24 protein-coding genes and 1 tRNA gene are annotated in these 21533 nt (G+C 65.8%); 14 read left to right on the forward strand and 11 right to left on the reverse strand.

Features of this window, described 5'->3' with window-relative positions:
- Positions 1 to 8 precede the first annotated feature (8 nt).
- The 7 genes from ACFQRC_RS00190 to folE all read left to right on the forward strand — a co-directional run bounded on the left by ACFQRC_RS00190 (position 9) and on the right by folE (position 4917).
- On the forward strand, positions 9 to 755 hold the full coding sequence (locus ACFQRC_RS00190; RefSeq protein WP_379956530.1) for a ComF family protein: 747 nt from the start codon (positions 9 to 11) through the stop codon (positions 753 to 755).
- A gap of 35 nt (positions 756 to 790) precedes the next feature.
- The gene (grxC, locus tag ACFQRC_RS00195; protein WP_379956532.1) at positions 791 to 1048 is read left to right on the forward strand and encodes a glutaredoxin 3; all 258 of its coding nucleotides are present in this window, start codon (positions 791 to 793) and stop codon (positions 1046 to 1048) included.
- Positions 1049 to 1876 carry a carbon-nitrogen hydrolase family protein gene (locus tag ACFQRC_RS00200; protein ID WP_379956534.1) on the forward strand — a complete coding sequence of 276 codons (828 nt, stop codon included), beginning with the start codon at positions 1049 to 1051 and terminating at the stop codon, positions 1874 to 1876. It begins immediately after the preceding gene.
- Positions 1873 to 2313, forward strand: coding sequence for a DUF1178 family protein (locus tag ACFQRC_RS00205; protein WP_379956536.1), 441 nt, complete (start codon positions 1873 to 1875; stop codon positions 2311 to 2313). The genes ACFQRC_RS00200 and ACFQRC_RS00205 overlap by 4 nt, the downstream gene beginning before the upstream one ends.
- A 35-nt stretch (positions 2314 to 2348) precedes the next feature.
- Positions 2349 to 2425, forward strand: a tRNA-Arg gene (locus ACFQRC_RS00210).
- Between the two features lie 90 nt (positions 2426 to 2515).
- On the forward strand, positions 2516 to 4192 hold the full coding sequence (locus ACFQRC_RS00215; protein WP_379956538.1) for a M10 family metallopeptidase C-terminal domain-containing protein: 1677 nt from the start codon (positions 2516 to 2518) through the stop codon (positions 4190 to 4192).
- Positions 4193 to 4308: 116 nt separating this feature from the next.
- Positions 4309 to 4917 carry a GTP cyclohydrolase I FolE gene (folE, locus tag ACFQRC_RS00220; RefSeq protein WP_379960359.1) on the forward strand — a complete coding sequence of 203 codons (609 nt, stop codon included), beginning with the start codon at positions 4309 to 4311 and terminating at the stop codon, positions 4915 to 4917.
- Here the strand turns inward: folE and ACFQRC_RS00225 are convergent.
- The 4 genes from ACFQRC_RS00225 to rpsF all read right to left on the reverse strand — a co-directional run bounded on the left by ACFQRC_RS00225 (position 4911) and on the right by rpsF (position 7500).
- Positions 4911 to 6008 carry a glycosyltransferase family 87 protein gene (locus ACFQRC_RS00225; protein ID WP_379956540.1) on the reverse strand — a complete coding sequence of 366 codons (1098 nt, stop codon included), beginning with the start codon at positions 6006 to 6008 and terminating at the stop codon, positions 4911 to 4913. The two genes, folE and ACFQRC_RS00225, sit on opposite strands and share 7 nt — an antisense overlap.
- Before the next feature lie 199 nt (positions 6009 to 6207).
- Positions 6208 to 6822 carry a 50S ribosomal protein L9 gene (rplI, locus tag ACFQRC_RS00230; protein ID WP_379956542.1) on the reverse strand — a complete coding sequence of 205 codons (615 nt, stop codon included), beginning with the start codon at positions 6820 to 6822 and terminating at the stop codon, positions 6208 to 6210.
- Positions 6823 to 6834: 12 nt separating this feature from the next.
- Positions 6835 to 7059 (reverse strand): 30S ribosomal protein S18, encoded by a 225-nt coding sequence (rpsR, locus tag ACFQRC_RS00235; protein WP_379956544.1) that lies wholly within the window; start codon positions 7057 to 7059, stop codon positions 6835 to 6837.
- An 18-nt stretch (positions 7060 to 7077) separates the two neighbouring features.
- Entirely contained in the window at positions 7078 to 7500 is a 423-nt protein-coding gene (rpsF, locus tag ACFQRC_RS00240; RefSeq protein ID WP_379956546.1) for a 30S ribosomal protein S6, read from the reverse strand.
- Between the two features lie 529 nt (positions 7501 to 8029).
- Here rpsF and ACFQRC_RS00245 point away from each other — a divergent pair.
- Complete coding sequence (locus ACFQRC_RS00245; RefSeq protein ID WP_379956548.1) at positions 8030 to 8182, forward strand: hypothetical protein; 153 nt, start codon at positions 8030 to 8032, stop codon at positions 8180 to 8182.
- A gap of 66 nt (positions 8183 to 8248) precedes the next feature.
- Here ACFQRC_RS00245 and ACFQRC_RS00250 read toward each other — a convergent pair whose 3' ends face one another.
- Both ACFQRC_RS00250 and ACFQRC_RS00255 read right to left on the reverse strand, forming a co-directional pair.
- Positions 8249 to 9943, reverse strand: coding sequence for a response regulator (locus ACFQRC_RS00250; RefSeq protein ID WP_379956550.1), 1695 nt, complete (start codon positions 9941 to 9943; stop codon positions 8249 to 8251).
- 3 nt (positions 9944 to 9946) lie between these two features.
- Complete coding sequence (locus ACFQRC_RS00255) at positions 9947 to 11458, reverse strand: ATPase domain-containing protein (RefSeq protein WP_379956552.1); 1512 nt, start codon at positions 11456 to 11458, stop codon at positions 9947 to 9949.
- A gap of 504 nt (positions 11459 to 11962) precedes the next feature.
- Between ACFQRC_RS00255 and fabD the strand changes: the two genes are divergently transcribed.
- The 6 genes from fabD (at position 11963) to mltG (ending at position 16834) form a co-directional block, all read left to right on the forward strand.
- Positions 11963 to 12883, forward strand: a complete 921-nt coding sequence (gene fabD, locus ACFQRC_RS00260) for an ACP S-malonyltransferase (protein WP_379956554.1) — start codon at positions 11963 to 11965, stop codon at positions 12881 to 12883.
- 42 nt (positions 12884 to 12925) lie between these two features.
- Complete coding sequence (locus ACFQRC_RS00265; protein WP_379956556.1) at positions 12926 to 13369, forward strand: GxxExxY protein; 444 nt, start codon at positions 12926 to 12928, stop codon at positions 13367 to 13369.
- 2 nt (positions 13370 to 13371) lie between these two features.
- Positions 13372 to 14109 (forward strand): 3-oxoacyl-[acyl-carrier-protein] reductase, encoded by a 738-nt coding sequence (gene fabG / locus ACFQRC_RS00270; RefSeq protein ID WP_379956558.1) that lies wholly within the window; start codon positions 13372 to 13374, stop codon positions 14107 to 14109.
- 110 nt (positions 14110 to 14219) lie between these two features.
- Positions 14220 to 14456 carry an acyl carrier protein gene (locus tag ACFQRC_RS00275; protein WP_379956560.1) on the forward strand — a complete coding sequence of 79 codons (237 nt, stop codon included), beginning with the start codon at positions 14220 to 14222 and terminating at the stop codon, positions 14454 to 14456.
- Between the two features lie 141 nt (positions 14457 to 14597).
- Positions 14598 to 15857: a beta-ketoacyl-ACP synthase II gene (fabF, locus tag ACFQRC_RS00280; protein ID WP_379956562.1), complete on the forward strand. Its 1260-nt coding sequence runs from the start codon at positions 14598 to 14600 to the stop codon at positions 15855 to 15857.
- A gap of 11 nt (positions 15858 to 15868) precedes the next feature.
- Complete coding sequence (gene mltG / locus ACFQRC_RS00285; protein WP_379956564.1) at positions 15869 to 16834, forward strand: endolytic transglycosylase MltG; 966 nt, start codon at positions 15869 to 15871, stop codon at positions 16832 to 16834.
- Positions 16835 to 16976: 142 nt separating this feature from the next.
- Here mltG and ACFQRC_RS00290 read toward each other — a convergent pair whose 3' ends face one another.
- From ACFQRC_RS00290 to rimO, 5 genes are all read right to left on the reverse strand, one after another.
- Complete coding sequence (locus ACFQRC_RS00290; protein ID WP_379956566.1) at positions 16977 to 17414, reverse strand: hypothetical protein; 438 nt, start codon at positions 17412 to 17414, stop codon at positions 16977 to 16979.
- A gap of 63 nt (positions 17415 to 17477) precedes the next feature.
- The gene (locus ACFQRC_RS00295) at positions 17478 to 18272 is read right to left on the reverse strand and encodes a C40 family peptidase (protein ID WP_379956568.1); all 795 of its coding nucleotides are present in this window, start codon (positions 18270 to 18272) and stop codon (positions 17478 to 17480) included.
- A 43-nt stretch (positions 18273 to 18315) separates the two neighbouring features.
- On the reverse strand, positions 18316 to 18657 hold the full coding sequence (locus ACFQRC_RS00300; protein WP_379960361.1) for a MarR family winged helix-turn-helix transcriptional regulator: 342 nt from the start codon (positions 18655 to 18657) through the stop codon (positions 18316 to 18318).
- A gap of 136 nt (positions 18658 to 18793) precedes the next feature.
- Positions 18794 to 20185, reverse strand: a complete 1392-nt coding sequence (locus tag ACFQRC_RS00305) for a leucyl aminopeptidase family protein (RefSeq protein ID WP_379956570.1) — start codon at positions 20183 to 20185, stop codon at positions 18794 to 18796.
- Positions 20182 to 21510 (reverse strand): 30S ribosomal protein S12 methylthiotransferase RimO, encoded by a 1329-nt coding sequence (rimO, locus tag ACFQRC_RS00310; protein ID WP_379960363.1) that lies wholly within the window; start codon positions 21508 to 21510, stop codon positions 20182 to 20184. The genes ACFQRC_RS00305 and rimO overlap by 4 nt, the downstream gene beginning before the upstream one ends.
- Positions 21511 to 21533 lie beyond the last annotated feature (23 nt).

The raw sequence follows: 21533 nt of genomic DNA on the forward strand, positions 1-21533 counted from the left end.
GGAATGCCATGCAATTCGGGGTGCACGCGGCGCGGGGCGCCGTCCGCCAGATCGTCGATTTCGCGCTGCCGCCGCGGTGCGCCGGCTGCGGCTCGGTCACCGACGATCCGCACCGCTTCTGCATCGGCTGCTGGCAGCAGCTTCATTTTCTGGGCGAGCCTTGCTGCCGGCGCTGCGGGCTGCCGTTCGAATATGACAGCGGCCTCGATGCCGAATGCGGTGCGTGTCTCGCCGAACCGCCGGCGTTCGGACGGTTGCGCGCCGCCGTCGCTTATGGCGAGATCGCGCGCAAGGTCGTGCTCAAGCTCAAATATAGCGGCCGGCCGGGCGTCGCCGACACGCTGGCCCATTTCATGCGGCGGCACGTGAGCGCCGCGGACGGTGACGCCATCCTCACGCCGGTGCCGCTCCATCGCTGGAGGATATGGAAACGGGGCTACAACCAGTCGGGGCTGATGGTCTCGGCTTTGGCGAGGCGCACCGGGCTGCGCGCCGAGCTGGGGCTTGTCGACCGCGTCAAGTCCACCCCGCCGCTCAAGGGCAAGGGGCGGCGTGAGCGGGCGCTCGCGGTGCGAGGCGCCTTTCGCGTGCCCGAACGGGCGAAGGGGCTGGTCTCCGGCCGCGCCGTGCTCCTGGTCGACGACGTCTACACGACCGGAGCGACGGCCAATGCCTGCGCCAGGATATTGAAGCGCGCGGGCGCGGCCGAGGTGAACATTCTGTGCTGGGCGCGGGTTGTGCGTACCGAGGATTAACGGCAAGGCGGCAAGCCCGGCGAATGAGGACGAAAATGGCGCGCGTCGAAATCTACACGAAATTTCTCTGCTCATATTGCTTTCGCGCCAAGCGGCTGCTCGACGACAAGGGCGCGGCCTATGAGGAGCATGACATCACGATGGGCGGCGACAGGCGCGCCGAGATGATCCAGCGCGCGAACGGGCGCACCACGGTGCCGCAGATATTCATCGACGGGCGGCATATCGGCGGCTCCGACGACCTCGCCGCGCTCGACCGCGACGGCAAGCTCGACCCGCTGCTCGGGGCCTGAATGCGTATCGCCCTTTTCCAGGCGCAAACCGGGATCGACCCGGCCGCCAATGCGAGTGCGCTGACGCAGGCGGTCGAGGCGGCGGCGGCGGGCGGGGCGATCATGCTGTTCACCCCCGAGATGAGCGGCCTGCTCGACCGCGACCGGGCGAGGGCCGAGCGTCACCTGCGGGACGAGGAAACGGACCCTGTGCTTTCGGCCCTGCGGAGAGCGGCGGCGGAGCATGGCATCTGGATTCATGTCGGCTCTCTTGCGCTGCGCGGGGGAAGCGACGGCAGGCTCGTCAATCGCGGCTTCCTGATCGACGGCGAGGGCGCGATCCGTGCCCGCTACGACAAGATTCACTTGTTCGACGTCGATCTTCCGACCGGAGAGAGCTGGCGCGAATCGGCCGCTTATGCGGGCGGCAAGCGCGCGGTGGTGGCCGAAACGCCGCTTGGACCGGTGGGCCTGTCCATCTGCTACGATCTTCGCTTCCCGGACCTCTACCGGGCGCTCAGCAATGCGGGCGCCACGTTGCTCAGCATCCCCGCCGCTTTCACTGTCCCCACCGGCGAGGCGCATTGGCATGTGCTGCTGCGCGCGCGCGCCATCGAGGCGGGCGCGTTCGTCGTCGCCGCGGCCCAGACCGGGTGCCATGAGGACGGCCGCGAGACCTACGGCCATTCGCTGGTCGTCGATCCATGGGGCGAGGTGCTCCTCGACATGGGCCTGGAGCCGGGGCTCGGCTTCGCCGATCTCGATCCGGCCCGGATAGAAGAAGTGCGGCGGCGCCTACCCGCGATCCGGCATCGGCGTAGCATCGGCGAACCGGAGGTGATGCGATGATCGTGTTCGACCTCAAATGCCTGTCGGAAGGCCATGTCTTCGAAGCCTGGTTCGGCTCCAGCGACGCCTATGACGACCAGCGCGCCCGCGGACTGGTCGAGTGTCCGTTGTGCGGCTCGGGCGAAGTAGAAAAGGCCGTGATGGCGCCGAGGGTCGGAGCGAAGGGCGACCGCGCGACACAGGCCGTGTCCTCCGACCCCGGAGCGGTGAAGGCCATGCTCGCCGCGATGGCGGCCGCGCAGAGGAAGATGCTCGAAGGTTCCGATTATGTCGGCGACGGATTTGCCGACGAGGCGCGGGCGATCCACCTGGGCGAGGCCGAGGCGCGCTCGATCCACGGTCGCGCGACCCGGGAGCAGGGCGAAAGCCTGCGCGATGAGGGGATCAGCGTCGCGCCGCTGCCATTCCCGATAGCCGAGCCGGGGCGCGAGAATTGACCCAGAACGCCTCCCGGCCTAACCAGCCGTCGGCTGGCCCCGTAGCTCAGCAGGATAGAGCATCAGATTCCTAATCTGAGGGCCACAGGTTCGAATCCTGTCGGGGTCACCAGCCGCCCTCAACTCCTTGCTTCCATTAGATAAAACGAATAGTCCGTCGGAGGGCGGAGCGGAAGCGACCGCGCGGCGGGGATAAAGACCAATGGATTTCAATTCGCTTCTGGCGCCTTATGCGAGCGGCTGGCACGATGGTGGCGGGCGGATCACCTTCTCGTTTCTGACAACCGTCCCGCGTTACTATAGTGATCGCCAGGATATTACCGGGGACGGCTTTTCCGATGTCGTGTGGATCACGCCATGGGATCCGCTCAGCCTCAGCACGAGCGTGGTGATGAGCGCGACGGAAAAGGAGTTCACCCATCTCGCCGTCCAGGCGATGAACGAAGTGGCCGACATCGGGCTCGTAGAGGGCACGATCGGCGGGACGACCGTCGGCGACATCACTTTCGCATCCGCGCGATTCGGCGAGGCGGCCACATTCGGATTCGCCGCCGACTTTCCCGGGACGCTCGGCGTGGCGTCGAGCCATGGCGACATCTGGCTCAACCGCACCAATCCCAACCAGGCGGTTCCGCGCTACGGGGACACCGGTTGGCACACCATATTGCACGAGCTCGGCCATGCGCTGGGACTCACCCATCCCGACGAGGATCCGAACAATTTCCGGGGCGATCCCCGCAACAACCAGCAGTGGACGATGATGTCCTATGTGCCCCATCCCGGTCAGGCCGACGTCCACGAGCCGAGCGCGGGCTGGCCGGTCACGCCGATGATGTGGGACATCCAGGCCCTGCAGGCGATTTACGGCCCCAATCTCGAAACGCGAACCGGCGCGACGACCTATTTCGGCTCGGCGGCGCGCGGTTCGGTCGCGGCCTTCTCCCTCTCCGAGGCCGGCCGGTTGTCGCCTGCCTTCCCGGCTATCCTCACCATCTGGGATGCCGGCGGCATCGATACGATCAGCGCCGACAACCAGAGTGCCCGGGCGGTCATCGACCTCAATAACGGCGCCTTTTCGACGATTGGCCTCGTCGCTGACAATATTGGGATCGCCGAAGCGGTCATGGTCGATGACGCGATCGTCAACCTCATCGAAAATGCGGTGGGCGGCGCCGCCGACGATCGGCTCACCGGCAATGGCGGCGACAACCGGCTGGACGGCGGCGCCGGCGCGGACCGAATGTACGGCAATGGCGGCGACGACCTGTTCATCGTCGACGCCACCGGGGACAGGGTCGTCGAGCGTGCTGGCAGCGGCGTCGATACGGTACATAGCTTCGTCTCCTTCGCGCTGACCACCCAGGTGGAGAATCTGGCTCTCAAGGGAACGGCCGCCATCGCCGCGATCGGCAGCAGTCGAGGCAATGCGTTGACCGGAAACGGTTCTGCCAACCTTATCGACGGAGGAGGGGGCGCGGACAAGTTGAAAGGCGGGGACGGGTCCGACAGGCTTGACGGAGGTTCCCACCGCGACACGATGATGGGCGGCGCGGGCGCCGACAGGTTTCTGTTCGACGACGGCGACAGTTCGGCCATCCGCGCCGCGGCCGACCGGATCGTCGATTTCGATCCTTCCGAAGGCGATCGGATCGATTTGCGCGCCATCGACGCGCGATCCGCCTCTCCCGATGTCAACAACGCCTTCCGCTTTCTTGGCGCCGACGCGTTTTCCGGCAACGGGCGGGGCGGCGAGCTTCGTTTCCGGGAAGTGCGCGGCAATATCTTCATATCGGGCGATGTCGACGGCGACGGCGTGGGCGACTTCGCGATCCGCCTCGACGGGGTGCATGATCTGGTCGCGACCGACTTCCTGCTTTAGAGCGTCGTCACCCGGTCCATGTCCGTGGCTCTGCGCTTCGCGCGGCGGCGCGGGCCATGGGGGTCTCGTCTTTTAGGGAGCGGGCAGTCGCAGCGTTGGAGCCCAGAATGAGCCAGATGGATGAAGCGGTCGACGGCGACCTGGTCCGGAGCCCCCGCGATATCGCCGTGCCGGTGGACGTTCGGGATGCCGTGCGGACGCTGATCCGCTGGGCGGGGGACGATCCCGACCGCGAGGGCCTGATCGACACGCCGGCGCGGGTCGCCCGCGCCTGGCGGGAATATGCACAGGGTTATGCCGAGGATCCTTCGCATCACCTCAGCCGCACCTTTGAGGAGGTCGGCGGCTATGACGAGATTGTGCTGCTCAAGGACATACCCTTCCAATCGCATTGCGAGCACCATATGGCGCCGATCATCGGCAAGGCGGCGATCGCCTATCTGCCCGGGAACCGCGTCGTCGGCATCTCGAAGCTGGCGCGAGTGCTCCACGGCTTCGCCCGCCGGCTCCAGGTCCAGGAACGGCTCACCGCCCAGGTCGCCGACTGCATCTGGGAGCATCTGGAGCCGCAGGGCGTGGCAGTGGTGATCGAGGCGAGCCACGCCTGCATGACCGCTCGCGGTGTTCGTACCCCCGGCGTGATGATGACGACCAGCCGGATGATGGGCACCTTCCGCCAGGACGAGCGCAGCCGGCGCGAGGTGCTGGCGCTGATGGGCTATTGAGCCTCCAGAACCGGCCGCCGATAGGTCTTGACCGCGAAAAGGCGGCGGCAGCAGAGAATCAACAAGGCGATGGTGACGACCGGCAGCAGGTTGACCGTCTGGTTGAGGCCCCAAGTCTGCGCGATGCTGACCAGCGGCAGGCACCAGAGCAAGGCGAGCAGTTTTCGGTTCGTCCCCTCCGCAGCCAGCCAGAGGAACGGGACGATCAGGATGAGCGTGTCGTAGATGTAGAAATAGGGGCTGACGAGCGTGGTGGCGACCGCCAGCATGGCCGCCTTGGCGGGAAGCCCGCATTCCTTGCGCCAGACGAGCCACACCGCCGCGGCGGCGGCCAGCGCGACGAGGATGTGAAGAGCCCAGGCGATGTCCGCCGGCATCCCGGCGAGCCGCAGCGACGCATAGACGCTCGCCATCTTGTGCCAGCCGACCAGCCCGTCCGAGGCGATCGAGGCGTAAAGCGGCATCAGATCGATCATCGCCCGATAGGGTTCGGCCCCGAACAGGATCAGCGCCAGCAATAGCAGGCCGAGGGAGGAAAGCGCGGCGCCGGCGACGGCGCGCCAATGCCCTCCGGCGATGAAGGCGACCGGAAGGAGCACGCCCAGTTGCGGCTTGATGACGAGGCAGCCGAGGATGAGGCCGGCGACGAACGGCCGTTTGGGCAAGGCGAGCAAACCGGCGATGAAAAGCGCGGCCGTTAGGAAACCGTTCTGACCGATGAGACCGTTGACGAGCACCGCCGGAAAGGCCGCGGCGAGCCAGCCGGACCCGGGAGCGATCCGGCGAGCGGCGGCGAAATAGCCGGCGAAGGTCGCGGCGATCCACAAGCCCGCGGCGCCCGCATAAGGAAGCAGGCCGAACGGCAGCAGCAGGATGAGGAACGGGGGCGGGTAGGGGAAGGGCATCAGGCCGTCGAAATCGACGACCCTGGCCTCGACGGCGCGATGGGTGGCGATGTCGTAGGCCGCGGCGGGATCTCCGCCGAGCGTCAGCACCGACGCCGCCCAATAGCTGACGAAATCCATCTGGTAGGGATGGAGGGCGTTGACGAAGATCGCGGTCGCGCTTGCGAACAGGAAGGCGAGCGCCATCCATCGAGAGGCCCTCGGGAAGAGCGCAGGCGCCGAATGCTCCTCCATCATCGTCTCACACCTCTCCCGGTCGGGACGAGGATTAGGGAAAGCTGGTTAACGGAGCGTTGCCTCGGGCGTTCGCCGATTGCTGCTTCAAGACAAAAAAAGGCCGCCGGTTCCATCGAACGGGCGGCCTCTTTCTTGAAGTGGCGGGAGCTTAGCCCTGGGCTTCCTCTTCGCCTTCGGTCTCGGCCGGAGCCGCTTCTTCCTCGGCGGCGATGGTGCCGGGCTCGGCATTCGCGTCATAATCCTCGGTGAAGCCGGCCTCGTCCTTCTCGAACATCTCGGCCATCACGTCGACGCCCTGCGCCTGGAGCTCGGCCTCTTCGGGCGAGCGGGCGACGTTGACCTGGATGGTGACCGAAACCTCGGGGTGGAGCGAGACCTTCACGTCCTGCACGCCGATCGCCTTGATCGGGCGGTCGAGGACGATCTGGTTCTTCTGGACCTTGTGGCCCTGGGCGTCGAGCGCCTCAACGAGATCGCGGGCCGAGACCGAGCCGTAGAGCGCGCCGGCGTTGGACGCCTGGCGGATCAGCTGGATCTTGGCGCCTTCGAGCCCCTTCGAATCCTTTTCGGCGACCGTGCGACGCTCGGCATTGTCAGCCTCGATCTTCTCGCGATTGGATTCGAAGACCTTGCGGTTCGATTCGTTGGCGCGCAGCGCCTTGCCGTTGGGAAGGAGGAAGTTGCGGGCGTAGCCGTTCTTCACCTTCACCACGTCGCCGATGGCGCCGAGCTTCTCGATGCGTTCGAGCAGAATGATGTCCATGATGTCTGCTCCTTACTTCACGACGTAGGGGAGAAGGCCGAGATGCCGGGCGCGCTTGACCGCCTTGGCGAGCTCGCGCTGCTTCTTGGCCGAAACGGCGGTGATGCGGCTGGGGACGATCTTGCCGCGCTCGGAGACGAAGCCCTGGAGGAGGCGAACGTCCTTATAGTCGATGACGGGAGCGTCCTTGCCGGAGAAGGGGCAGCTCTTGCGGCGGCGGAAAAATGGGCGGGCCATGTGTCTTGTCCTTCTCGCTTAGCTGTCGCGGTCTTCGCGGTCGCGGCGCGGGCCGCGATCGTCGCGGTCGCCCCGTCCGCCGCGGTCGTCACGGCCGCGTCCGCCGCGGTCGCTGCGCTCGTTGCGGCGCATCATCGCCGACGGACCCTGCTCGTGCGCGTCGACCTTGATGGTCATGTAGCGGACGACGTCCTCGTTGATCTGGGTCTGGCGCTCGAGCTCGGCCACGACCGGCGCCGGAGCGTCGACGTCGAGCATCACATAATGCGCCTTGCGGTTCTTCTGGATGCGATAGGCGAGGGAGCGAAGCCCCCAGGTCTCCGTCTTGACGACCTTGCCGCCATTATCCTCGATGATCTTGGTGGCGTTTTCCGCCAGCGCATCGACCTGGGCTTGGGCCAGATCCTGACGCGCGAGAAACACATGCTCGTAGAGAGGCATGGACTCGTGTCCTTCATATTGGCCGATCGCTGACGCCGCACCATGCGAACGCCCCTCCGGCTGTCGTCACGTATTTGTTTGTCGCGATTTCCGAGCCGGCGGCGTTGCCGCCTCGCAATCGCTTCAGTCAATGCAAACCGGGGCTGGAGAAACATGCCCTCCGCCCCGGAAGGCGGCCTAATGGCGGATGAGGGGGCAAAAAGCAAGCCTCCAGAACGATCGCCCGTGCGGCCGGGGCTTACCCAGGATAAGCGATCCCGGCGAAATGTCCCAATGTTCGCAGTCGCCATGGCGATTCCGCCAGCTACGCAACCGCCGAGCGTTGAACCCTTGGCACGCCAGACATCCGCCCAGCAACCCGCGCCCTCTCGCCAAGCTTGCAGACATGCTCATGTTTCGGAACATAACAGAAACAGGCGCCTGTAGGAAAGCCCGGCGCTCGCCGCGCAACGACCGCTTGTGGCCGTTTCACGACGTCTGCTTCCGGCTCGCGAAGCCTGGAAGCCGACGTTCAGCGCGTAGGATTGTAGTGTTCGCTATCACCCCAATGGTCATCCTCGCGGAGGAACTGCTACATGGCGGGCTCGACCTTCAAGGGCGGATCGAGATCCCCGACGAGCCACAGGATGTGACGAGCATCGTCTGCTTCGCCGAGGCCGTCGAGCTGCGTCCTGGACAGTAGGCAAGTAATAGACCGACCCCGACAGGCCAGCATGGCGACGACCGGCCCGAGCGCAAGCGGCTGTGCTCAACCGGTCGTGGCCAGTGCGCGCCCCTCGGCCAGCGCCGCCCGCACGGCGGCCGCCAGGTCGTCGATCCGAAACGGCTTGCGGAGGACGCGATCGGCGGCAACGACCTTGTCCACGGCATCCATGTCGGCGTAGCCGGTGGCAAGGATGATCGGAAGCTCGGGGAGCTGATCACGTATCGCCAGGGTCAGCTCCGCCCCGTTCATTTCCGGCATCGCGAAATCCACGATCATCAGGTCAGGCCGCCCATCGGCCAGGCAATCGAGCGCCTCCATTCCACTGGCCGCCTGCAGCACCGCGAAGCCGAGCATCTCGAGGCACTCGACGAGGAAACGCCGGACGGCGGCATCATCCTCAACGACGAGGATCCGCTCGCGGGCCCCCGGACGCAGCATCCTGTCCGCCGCAGCACTCTCGCCACCGCTCGCCTTCGAGGGGGCGGTTGACGGAAGCCAGATCGATACCATCGAGCCCTCGCCGGGCGAGCTTTTCAGCTTGACGGTCCCTCCTGACTGCCTCGCGATACCGTAGACCTGGCTCAGGCCGAGCCCGGTTCCCTTTCCGACCGGCTTGGTGGTGAAGAAGGGATCGAACACCTTCTCGATCAGCTCGGGCGGGATCCCGGTGCCGGTGTCGCACACGCTTATCACCCCGAACGAGCTCGCCGCTTCACTGCTATCGCCTTCCCCGTCACGTTCCAACGAGGAGCTTATGGTGATGATGCCGCCGTTCGGCATCGCATCGCGAGCATTGATGGCAAGATTGAGCACTGCGAGCTCGAGCTGGTTGGCATCCGCCATCGCCCACGGATCAGACGCCGCGAAACACATTTCGACGCGTGCCTCGGCACCGATCGTCCGCTCCAGGAGATCGCTCATGCCAGAGAGCAGAGCATTGATGTTGACGGGAGCCAGGTCAAGCCGCTGGCTTCGGGAGAAGGCGAGCAGCTGCTGAGTCAGCCTTGCAGCGCGATTTGCCGCTTGAACGGCGAAGCCCGCCTGGCGGATGGTCTTCTCGTCAGACGCCCGTCGCTGGATCATGTCGAGATTGCCCGAGACGACGGTAAGGAGATTGTTGAAGTCGTGGGCGATGCCGCCGGTGAGCTGTCCCATCGCCTCCATCTTCTGGGCCTGCACCAGTGCCGCCTGTGCGCGCTCGCGCTCGGTGATCTCCTGTATCAGCTGGTCATTGGCACGAGACAGCTCGGCGGTGCGCTGGAGGATGCGCGCCTCCAGCGTCGCGTTGAGCTGGGTGAGCCGCTCTTCGGCTTCCTTCAGCTCCTCGAGATGGCTGCGCGCCTCATACTGACGGCGACGGCCGCGCAATGCCGACGACACCGTTCGCAGCAGCGTTTCACCATGGATCGGCCGCTCGAGCAGAATCACATTGCCGAGCTGCTCCAGCATCTGCGCCGCCTCGGGCGGACGGCGGCCGGATCGCTTGGTGGCGAGCAGGACGAACGGGAAGTCGGACCAGGGCGGCTGGCTTGCGAGCGAGGAGACGAGCCCTTCCCGATCCGCGTCGACTAGCGATTCCTCGGTGACCACAGCGGTGCCCGCGCCAGCGGAGAGCTGCTCGGTAAGCTCGGCCACGCTGGTGCAGATGCAACATGCATGGCCCTGCCTGGAGAGGAGCTGGTCGACGACCTGTGCGTCCCGGCCTCGCAGCGCCAGGAGCAGAATCCGTTCCTCCACCGCCTAGCTCTCGGCCGCGGCCGGCTCGGCCGCCAGCAAGGGAGTGGCGCCGCGATAGGCGGGAGCGCCGGTCAGCACGCCTTCGAAATCCTTGAGCGGCTCGCCGACCTCGATTCCGCCTGATGTGAGCTGGAACTCGCGAATGCTCGACTGGTGGGGAGTGACCCGACTTTTGACCACCGACAATGCCTTCAGCAGCGAGCCTTTGGCCTCGAAATAGCGAAACAGGAAGATGGTGTCGGAGAGATAGCTGAGATCGACGTCAGACCGAACATCCCCGACCATGCCGTGCTGGCCCAGGATAAGCATGGTGATCACGCCCTGCTGATTAAGATAGCTAAGCATCTCGTGCATCTGCAGCAGCAGATATTTCTCGCCCGGCATCGCCTGGAGAAAGGCGTTGAGGCTGTCGATCACAAGAAAGCGCACGCCGTCATGCTCGACGGCGCAGCGGACCCGGCTGGCGAACTCCCCCGGCGACAGCTCGGCGGGATCGACCTGCGACAGCTGGAGCATGCCGCTGTTCAGATGCGCCTGAAGATCCATGCTCATCGCGGCGGCGCGGGCAAGCATCGTCGCCCTCCCCTCGTCGAACAGGAAATAGGCCGCCTTATCGCCGCGCTCCATCGCCGTGAGCCCGCAGCGGACCGCGGTGCTCGTCTTGCCTACGCCGGATGGCCCACTCAGCAACGTGTTCGTGCCGGGCGCGAGGCCACCGCCAAGCATTTCGTCCATCCGCGGGATGCCGGTCGAGACCAGGCTGCCGGTGAAGGGACGATGATGCTCCGCCGCTATCAGCCGCGGGAAAACCGCGACGCCGCCGGTCTCGATCTCGAAGTCGTGAAACCCACCGCGATACTTGACCCCGCGCATCTTCACCACCCGCAGCCGCCGCCGCTCGGAGCCGTAGTCGCCGGCGGCCTGCTCGAGAGTGATGACGCCGTGGGCAATGCTGTGCAACTGCAAGTCGTTCGGATCGGAGCTGCGATCGTCGAGCATCAGCACGGTACATTCACGCGTGGAGAAATATTGCTTCAGCGCGAGGATCTGGCGCCGGTAGCGCAACGAGTTCTGCGCGAGCAGGCGAAGCTCGGAGAGACTGTCGAACACCACGCGCCCAGGGCGGAACCGGTCGACGCAGCCCATTACGCCCTTGATCGTCTCGCCTAGCTCGACCTCGGACGGTTCGAGAATCGACTGCTCACTGTCGAGGTCGAGGCCGTCCTCGCTCACAAGCTCGAATATCTCGATGTCATCGAGCGACCAGTTGTGGCTCCGCGCTACCTCCCGCAACTCCGCCGCGGTCTCCGATAAGGTAATGTAGAGACCTCGCTCGCCCGCCTTCGCGCCGTCGAGAAGGAACTGCAGAGCTATGGTCGTCTTGCCGCTCCCGGGCGTGCCTTCGAGCAGATACACGCGGTGGGCGGTGAGTCCGCCACCAAGCACATTGTCGAGATCAGGTATGCCAGTTGAAACGCGCGCGGCGGGTTGGACTCCTTTGGTCGTTGGCTGCATTTATTCCTCATGTTCATGTGCGGTGAAGCTTTCGCTCACGAAACGTATCCGGCGCGAATTGGATGCATCGACCGCCGCCATCCCCCATTGCGGATCGCCGAACTTTGGCCGGCGCTGCGTTAGAGGGTTGAGGTGCAATGGACTTGATAGGCTTGGTCGCCCCGACGGACGCGCACGGCATAGGCGATGATGACCAGGCCCTCTTGCGGCCTCGCCACCCGGGGGTCCCCGACAGCTCGACCTCGTCCCAGCACGGACGTCCCTGAAACCCCTCGATCGCCTACTTCGCGTTCATCAGATATGGCGCTCCCGGCGCCGAACGTCGCCTTGTAGGAACATCATCGGCAGGCTTGTGCGTCCGGAATGGGCGCAATGCCGCCATGAAGGAGCGACCAGGCCGACCCGTTGGTGACCGGCTCCGCAGCGCCCCGTCAACACTCCCCAATCGCTTGCGCCTCGCGTCCGGCCCGCTTACCAGCCGCCGCGAAACAGGAGGCACGAGCGATGCGCGCATTCATTTTTCCGGGGCAGGGGAGCCAGGCGGTCGGCATGGGCCGCGCGCTTGCGGAGGCGAGCGCGGTGGCGCGCGCCTTGTTCGAGGAAGTGGATGATGCGCTGGGGCAGAATCTCGCCCGGCTGATGGCCGAGGGGCCGATCGAGGAGTTGACGCTGACCGAGAACGCGCAGCCGGCGATCATGGCCAATGCGGTCGCGACTTTGCGCGTGTCGGGCATCGCCGTCGACAAGGCGGATTTCGTCGCCGGCCACAGCCTGGGCGAATATTCCGCCTTGTGCGCGGCCGAGGCGTTCGACGTGGCGACGACGGCGCGGCTGCTGAAGCTGCGCGGAAAGGCGATGCAGGCGGCGGTCCCGGTGGGCGAAGGCGCGATGGCGGCGTTGCTCGGCCTGGGGCTGGAGGCCGCGCAGGAGGTCGCCGCCGAGGCGGCGCAAAGCGAGGTCTGCACCGTCGCCAACGACAATGACCCGGGTCAGGTGGTCGTGTCCGGCCACAAGGGCGCGGTCGATCGGTCGCTGGAGATCGCCAAGGCCAAGGGCGCCAAGCGGGCGCTGCTGCTCCCTGTCTCCGCGCCGTTCCATTGCCCGCTGATGCAGCCCGCCGCCGACGCGATGGCGAAGGCGCTGGGCGAAGCGGATATCCGGCCGCCGTCGGTCCAGGTCTACGCCAATGTGACGGCGGCCCCGACCGGCGATCCCGCCGAGATTCGGCGACTGCTGGTCGAACAGGTGACCGGCATGGTCCGCTGGCGCGAGAGCGTGGCGGCGATGGCCGAAGCGGGGGTCACGCATTTCGTAGAATTCGGCGGCAAGGTTCTCTCCCCGATGGTCAAGCGCATCGCGCCCGACGTGAAGACGACCAGCGTGATCTCGATGGATGACATCGAAGCGCTGGTGAAGGAGATTTAGGTTCACGCGGAGGCGCGAAGAAGAAAGGGAGGCGCGGAGAGGGTGAAGGAGATTGACGAGATCACCGGCGACGTCCTCGACGTGGCGCTGCGTCTTCATCGCGAGCTTGGGCCAGGTTTGCTGGAATCGGTGTACGAGACACTGCTTGCGCGCCGACTTCAGAGCTTTGGCTATGATGTTGTCTCTCAGCAGCTGATCAGCGCGGAGTTTGAGGGCGCTCGTTTCGAGGCGGCGTTCCGGGCCGATCTTCTCGTCGATGGGCGGCTGCTCATCGAGGTGAAGTCGGTGGAACGGTTGCTGCCGGTCCATAGCAAGCAGCTGCTGACCTATTTAAGACTGATGAAGCAGCCCGTTGGGCTGCTTATAAACTTTGGCGGCGAAACCTTGAAGGAAGGGATAAGGCGGGTCGTCAATGAGTATCGTCCCTCCGCGCCTCTCCCTTCTTTTCCGCGCCTCCGCGTGAACGAGCCTTCTTCAGGAGTCTGATCATGTTCGACCTATCGGGAATGACCGCTTTGGTTACCGGGGCTTCGGGGGGGATCGGGTCCGCCGTTGCGACGGCGTTAGCGGGGCAGGGCGCGCGGGTGGCCGTTTCGGGTTCGAATGGGGAGAAACTGGAGGCGTTCCGTGCCGGGCTCGGCGGCGATCATGTCGGGCTTGTCTGCAATCTCTCGGATGCCGCCGCCGTCGACGCGCTCGTTCCGCAGGCGGTGGAAGCGCTGGGCAAGCTCGACATCCTGGTCAACAATGCCGGCGTCACCCGCGACAATCTCGCCATGCGGATGAAGGACGAGGAATGGTCGGACGTCATCCGCATCAATCTCGAAGCCGCTTTCCGGCTTGCGCGGGCGGCGTTGAAGCCGATGATGCGGGCGCGGCACGGGCGCATCATCTCGGTGACGTCCGTGGTCGGGGCAACCGGCAATCCGGGGCAGGCGAACTATGCCGCGTCCAAGGCGGGCCTCGTCGGCATGTCCAAGGCGCTGGCGCAGGAAGTGGCGAGCCGGGGCATCACCGTCAATTGCATCGCGCCGGGGTTCATCGCCTCGCCGATGACCGACGCGCTGGGCGACGCGCAGAAGGAGGCCTTGCTCACGCGCATCCCGGCTGGCAAGCTGGGCGAGGGGAACGACGTTGCCGCGGCCGCCGTTTACCTGGCGAGCCGCGAGGCCGCTTACATGACGGGCCAGACCCTCCATGTGAACGGCGGAATGGCGATGCTCTAGGCGACGATTCAGTAACGCTTTCAAAAGCCACGACTTGTTCCCGGCCACTTGCCAGCAGGCGCTGCGAGCGGCTAGGGCGAATACAAACAATATCTAGGGAAGGTACATATATGAGCGAGACCGCCGAGCGCGTTAAGAAGATTGTCGTCGAGCATCTCGGCGTCGAAGCCGACAAGGTCACCGAGGAAGCGAGCTTCATCGACGATCTCGGCGCCGACAGCCTGGACATCGTCGAGCTGGTCATGGCGTTCGAAGAGGAGTTCGGAGTCGAGATTCCGGACGACGCCGCCGAGAAGATCGCCACCGTCAAGGACGCGATCGACTATATCGAGACGAACAAGGCCTGAGCCGCAAGGTTCGACGGCCGGCCCGCCCCTTCGGCGCCGCTGCGCGGCGTAGCTCAGGACAGGCTTCGAGCCGTGGTTTCAAAGCGGCTCCCCGTCCAAGGTCGGGGGGCCGCTTTTGTCTGATTACAGGAGTTTTCCGCAATGCGCCGCGTAGTCGTCACCGGTCTCGGACTCGTCACCCCGCTGGGCGCGGACGTGGAGACCAGTTGGAAGAACATCCTGGCGTCGAAAAGCGGCGCCACCCGCATCACCCGCTTCGACCCCACCGACTATGCCTGCCAGATCGCCTGCGAGGTGAAGGCGCCGGAGCATGAATGGGGCTTCGACCCGGGCAAGCGCGTCGACCACAAGGTCCAGCGCCAGGTCGATCCGTTCATCGTTTATGGCATCGACGCCGCGGGCCAGGCGCTGGAGGATGCCGGCCTTGCCGACATGAGCGAAGAGGAACGCTATCGGGCCGGCGTCTCGATCGGTTCGGGTATCGGCGGCTTGCCCGGGATCGAGAAGGAATCGATCATCCTCCATGAGAAGGGTCCGCGCCGGGTCAGCCCGCATTTCGTCCATGGCCGCCTCATCAATCTCATCTCCGGCCAGGTCTCGATCAAATATGGGCTGATGGGCCCGAATCATGCGGTCGTGACCGCCTGTTCGACCGGCGCCCATTCGATCGGCGACGCCGCGCGGATGATCGCACTCGACGATGCCGACGTGATGCTGGCCGGCGGCGCCGAGAGCGCCTTGTGCCCCCTCGGCATCGCCGGATTCGCGCAGGCGCGGGCCTTGTCGACCCAGTATAACGACCAGCCCGAAAAGGCGTCGCGCCCCTATGACAAGGGCCGTGACGGCTTCGTCATGGGCGAGGGCGCCGGCGTCGTCGTGCTCGAGGAATATGAGCGGGCGAAGGCGCGCGGCGCGACCATCTATGCCGAGCTGGTCGGCTACGGCATGTCGGGCGACGCCTATCACGTCACCGCGCCCCATCCGGAAGGCGCCGGCGGCTTCCGCGCGATGGAAGTGGCGATGAAGCGCTCCGGCCTCGATCTCGCCGATATCGATTATATCAACGCCCACGGCACCTCGACCCCGCTTGGGGACGAGCTCGAGCTCGGCGCGGTCCGCCGCCTGTTCGGCAATCATGTCGGCGACCTGTCGATGAGTTCGACCAAGTCGGCGATCGGCCATTTGCTCGGCGGCGCCGGCGCGGTGGAGGCGATCTTCTGCATATTGGCCCTGAGGGACCAGATCGTGCCGCCGACGCTCAACCTCGACGATCCAAGCGAGGGCACGGCCGGCGTCGACCTCGTTCCGCACGTCGCCAAGGAGCGTAGGGTCAAGGCGGTGCTCAACAACAGCTTCGGCTTTGGCGGCACCAACGCCAGCCTCGTCATGCGATCGGTCTGAAGCTCCGTGCGATGAAGCGATGGCTGCTGATCCTGGTCGGAGCGGCCGCCTTGCTCGCCCTCGGCAGCTATTGGGCGCTCTGGGCCAGCGCCGGCCCGGCGGAAGGCCCGCACACCGTGATCGTCGAGGAGGGTGCCAGCCTCGCCGACGTGGCCGATGAGCTCGATACGATGGGCGTGATACCGGGCAACGCCAGGACGTTCCTGGGCATGGCGCGGCTGTTCGCGTCGGACGATCCGATCCAGGCCGGCGAGTTCCTGATCCCCGAGGGGACGAGCGCCGCCGCCGTGCTCGACCTCCTTCAGCATGGCCGGCCCGTGCAGCGGCTGGTGACGATACCGGAAGGTATGCCGTCGATCCTCGTCCATGAACGGCTGATGGCGGTGCCGCTGCTGACCGGGACGATATCCGTTCCGGAAGAAGGCTCCATCCTTCCCGACAGCTACAGCTATCGGCGGGGCGAGAGCCGCGCCGCGGTGGTGAAGCGCATGCAGCAAGCGATGACGAGGGAGCTGGACGCCCTGTGGGCGAAGCGGCAGCCGCATTCTGCCGTTTCCAGCAAGCGCGACGCGATCATCCTCGCCTCGATCGTCGAGAAGGAGACCGGCAAGCCTTCCGAGCGCCGCATGGTCGCCGGCGTCTATTCCAACCGGCTGAGGCAGGGCATGAAGCTCGATGCCGATCCCACCGTCATCTATCCGATCACCCGGGGCAAGCCGCTCGGCCGCCGCATCCTGCGATCGGAGCTGCAAGCCGACAATGGCTACAACACTTATGCGCGGGCGGGCCTTCCCGACGGACCGATCGCCAATCCAGGACGACAATCGATCGCCGCCGTGCTGAACCCGGAGCGGACGGATGCGCTCTACTTCGTGGCCGACGGCACCGGCGGGCATATCTTCGCGACCACGCTGGCCGAACACAATGCCAACGTCCGCAAATGGTATTCCATCCGCCGCGCCCGCGGCGAGATGTAGGGCCTAGTGCGGGATGCGGTTACATGGAATCGTCACCCTGAACTTGTTTCAGGGTCCACCTACCGACCCGTCATGTGCCTCGGATATGGATGCTGAAACAAGTTCAGCATGACGAGATGGTGCAATCCAAACTCATCATGCCCTAGCCGAGCCAGCCGCGCCTGACGCCGATATTGGCGAGCCAGACGAGCGCGGCCCCGACGAGGATGACGATGATCGGCATGATCGCGGCCGAACCGCCGATCGCGTCCATCGCTCCGCTGAGCAGCAGCCACCAGGTGAATTGAACGACGATTCCGATCAGCGAGAGGATTAGCAGCGGCCGGGCCCAGGCCTTGCCCAGCAGCAGGCCCAGCGCGCCGACGGCCCCGGCGAAAACCGCGACCGCGTAGGCCGCCGTCGCCCAGATCGGCATGCTGCCCGAGAGACTGCGCTCGACTTCGCTCATCCCGCCAGGGTCGCTTGGCAGGATGCCGACATGCATCAGATAGGTGGAAACTCCGAACAGCTCCCAGAGCAAAGCGAGGATGGCCAGGATACGGAACCAGACCGGCGGCCGTGCGATTGCAGCTTCGTTCATGTTCGATCTCCCCACGTCAACCTCGGGAGGATGCTCGTTTCGGAGCCGATATGCAATCCGTGCTCAGCGCAGGCGCCGTCGCTCCGCTACGGGGCTGCGGATCGCGACCGCGGAGAGTGGCTCCACCGTTACATTGCCGGAAAAAGCGGTGGCGTGGATCAGGTCGGCCTCGTTGGCCATCATCCCGACATGGCCCTCGAAGAAGATGAGGTCGCCGCGCACGAGGCCGGCCTGGTCGGGGAGCCTTTCGCCGAGCGCGCGCTGCTGGTCGCTGTCGCGCGGCGCATGGACACCGCACAGGCCGAGCGAGAGCTGGACGAGGCCGGAGCAATCGATGCCGTGAACGCTGCGGCCGCCGAGGAGATAGGGTGCGCCGAGGAGCCGCTCGGCGACATGGACCGGATCATGCTCCCAGGCATCGAGCTCGCGGACCTGGGTGTAGGGGAGGAAGCCGCTGTCGGTGGCGACGAAGCCGTGGTTTTCGTGACCGGAAAGACGGGAGCCCATCGGCAGATGGGCGATAGCCGGCGCGTGGATGTCGGCTTCGGGCAGGATCGGCGCGGTGGCCGCGGCGACGATATGGGTGGGCGCCAGCGGTTCGACGAGGGCGATCGCCTCGACATAGCCGACATAATGATCGGCGCGGCAATAGCCCCAGGCCCAGTGGCCCGAGATTTCGAGGACGGCGAAGCCTTCGCCGGGCAGAAGCTCGGATGAGGGCTGTCCGTCCGCGGAGGGAACCGGATAGACAAAGGCAGCGCGCGACCCGCAGCAGCGCAAGAACGGCCGTGCATAATGGGGAGCGAAAAGCTGGCCGGCCAAAGCGATGTCGGCGATGTCGCGGCGATAGGCATGCACCCGCTCGTCGAGGATGATCGAGGGGCCGCTTAAGGTGAAGCGCTCAGCTGTGCTGGAGGATGAAGCCTCGTTCCTTGCCGGAACGGCGGGACCCGCCGTCCTGCTCGATATTTCGTTCGAACCCGTCAAGGAAATCCTGTCCTGTGCTGGTCTTGGCGACGAAGACGTTCCGTCGATCCGCCTCGTCGCGGACCCGCCGCAGATAGCCGAGCGAGCCCAAAGTATTCAAGGCGCGCGTGATGACCGGTTTCGAGACGCCCAATATGTGCGCCAGGCCACGGACAGTATGCGGCCCGGGAGTGAGATAAACCAGCAACATCAGCGCCATCTGGCGGTTGGTCAGGTCGGGCTGTCCTGACCGCACATAGGCGATCAATGTCTGCATCCAGTTCTTGAGCGCGCGTTCTGACACGATGTTTCTCCGATTTCGCGCGGGTCACGTTACGGAGCTATAACCAGTCAGACGGCAAATCGTTTCGTTAACCACCCGGAATTTCGACGCAAAGACAGGTGAACCCGTCTCAGCGCCGATAGCGTTCGCCGAGCATATGCCAGGCCGCTCGCAGACCCAAAGCGTCGCCGCCCTTGGGCCGGCCGGGCTTGGCGGCGGGCCGCCAGGCGAAGGTGTCGAAATGCGCCCAGGCGATATTTTCGGGCACGAACTTCTGGAGGAACAGGGCCGCCGTCACCGCCCCTGCCATCGGGCTGTCGGCGGCATTGCCAAGATCGGCGACGTCGGACGAGAACATCTCCTCATAATGCTTCCACAGCGGCATCCGCCAGACCGGGTCGGAGACCGTTGTCCCGGCATCCAGAAGCGCGTCGGCCAGTTCGTCGCGGTTGGCGAACAAGGCAGGGAGATCCGGGCCGAGCGCTACCCGCGCGGCGCCGGTCAGGGTCGCGAAGTCCAGGATCAGCTCGGGCGTCGCTTCCGCCGCCTTGGTAAGGGCATCGCCGAGGATGAGCCGGCCTTCGGCGTCGGTATTGCCGATCTCCACGCTGAGGCCCTTGCGGCTCTTCAATATGTCGCCGGGGCGGAAGGCCGCGCCGGAGATGGCGTTCTCGACGGCGGGGATGAGGAGATGCAGCCGGACAGGGAGGCGGCTCCTCATGACCAGCCGCGCGAGCGCGAGCGCGTGGGCCGCGCCGCCCATATCCTTCTTCATCAGGCGCATGCCGGCGGCGGGTTTGATGTCGAGGCCGCCCGAATCGAACACCACACCCTTCCCGACGATGGCGAGGCGCGGGTTCTTGGGGTCTCCCCATTCGAGCTCGATCAGCCGCGGCGCGCGGTCGGCGGTCGCGGCGGCGCCGACGGCGTGGATCATCGGATATCCCGACGAAAGCGCGGCGCCCGATGTGACCGTGACGGTCGCGCCGCATTCGGATGCGACATCTTCCGCCGCCTTCTGGAGCTCGGCGGGGCCGAGATCGCCCGCGGGCAGGTTGACGAGGTCGCGAACCAGGTACGTCGCTTCCGCCAGCAGCACCGCCTCCTCGATCCGCGCCGGATCGTCGGTGAGGAGGGTTCGTGGTCCCTTCCTCGACGGCTCCCTTTTGTACCGGTCGAACCGGTACTGGCCGAGCAGCCAGCCCAGCACGGCCGGACCGGGGCCGCCGCCGGCGACGCGGTAGGTGCCCTCCGGCAACAGGTCGGCGGCCTTGGAGAGACACCAGACGCTGGGATCGGCGACATTGGCGACGCCGAGCACGGCGGACCATTCGCCCGGCTTCTCGCCGGGAAGCGTGGCGAATTGATAACCGTCCGCCTTGAACCCCTGCGCGCCGACAGCCTGGCGGGCCCGCTCCGGCTGGCCATTCAGCCATTCGTCGAAGATGGTCTTGTCGACGAGGTGGAGAGGAGTGGCGGGCTGGCCCTGGTCGGGTTTCAGGAGCGCGTTCAGGTCGGTCATGCGGCGATGGGGACTCCGAAGAGGTCGTGTTCGTCCGCATCTTCGACGAGGACGGAGACGATGTCACCCTGCTTGAGGTGCGTCGCATCGCGAAGGTGGACTTCGCCGTCGATCTCGGGTGCGTCGGCCTTGGAGCGGCCCGTCGCGCCGCCTTCGCCGTCGGCGAGGTCGATGATGACGTCCAAAGTCCGGCCGATCTTGGCCCGCAGCTTGGCGGCGGAGATGGCGGCCGTCCTTTCCATCAGACGCGCATAGCGCTCTTCCTTGACTTCCTCCGGCACCGCCCCGGGAAGATCGTTGGCGGCGGCTCCCTCGACCGGCTCAAAGCGGAACGCCCCGACGCGATCGAGTTGGGCCTCGTCGAGCCAGTCGAGCAGATACTGGAAGTCCGCCTCGGTCTCGCCCGGGAAGCCGACTACGAAGGAGGAGCGGATGGTGATGTCGGGCGCGATCTGGCGCCAGCCTTTGATGCGCTCCAGCACCTTGGCTTCGTTCGCGGGCCGCTTCATCGCCTTCAGCACCGACGGCGCCGCGTGCTGAAAGGGAATGTCGAGATAGGGGAGGACCAAGCCCTCCGCCATCAGCGGGATCACCTTGTCGACGTGCGGATAGGGATAGACGTAATGGAGGCGCACCCAGGCGCCCAATTTGCCCAACTCGCGGGCGAGGTCGGTCATGTGGGCGCGAACTTCTCCGCCCTTCCAGGGCCAGCTCGCATGGCGGAGGTCGACGCCGTAGGCCGACGTGTCCTGGCTGATGACCAGCAATTCCTGCGTCCCCGCCGCGACCAATTTCTCGGCCTCGCGCAGGATCGCGTCCGGGCGACGGCTGACGAGGTCGCCGCGCAGGCTGGGGATGATGCAGAAGGCGCAGCGATGGTTGCAGCCCTCGGAGATCTTCAGATAGGAATAATGGCGCGGCGTGAGCTTCAGGCCACCTTCCGGCACCAGGTTGAGGAAAGCGTTGGGCGGCATCGGCGCGGCGTCGTGGACGGCGCCGACGACGCTTTCATATTGATGCGGCCCGGTCACGGCGAGCACCTCCGGGAAGCGGGCGCGGATCACCTCCGCTTCCTTGCCCATGCAGCCGGTGACGATGACGCGCCCGTTCTCGGCGATTGCCTCGCCGATCGCGGCCAGGCTCTCCTCCTTGGCCGAATCGAGGAAGCCGCAGGTATTGACCAGCACCACGTCGGCCTGATCGTAATCGGGCGACAGCGCATAGCCGTCGCTCCTCAGCTTGGTGAGAATGCGTTCGGAATCGACCAGCGCCTTGGGGCAGCCGAGCGAAACCATGCCGACCTTGGGCGGGGAGGGGAGCTGAATGGCCATGAGTGGCGCACAGATAG

This window comes from Enterovirga sp. GCM10030262 (genome assembly GCF_042666435.1).
In the GTDB taxonomy this organism is placed as follows: Bacteria; Pseudomonadota; Alphaproteobacteria; order Sphingomonadales; family Sphingomonadaceae; genus Allosphingosinicella.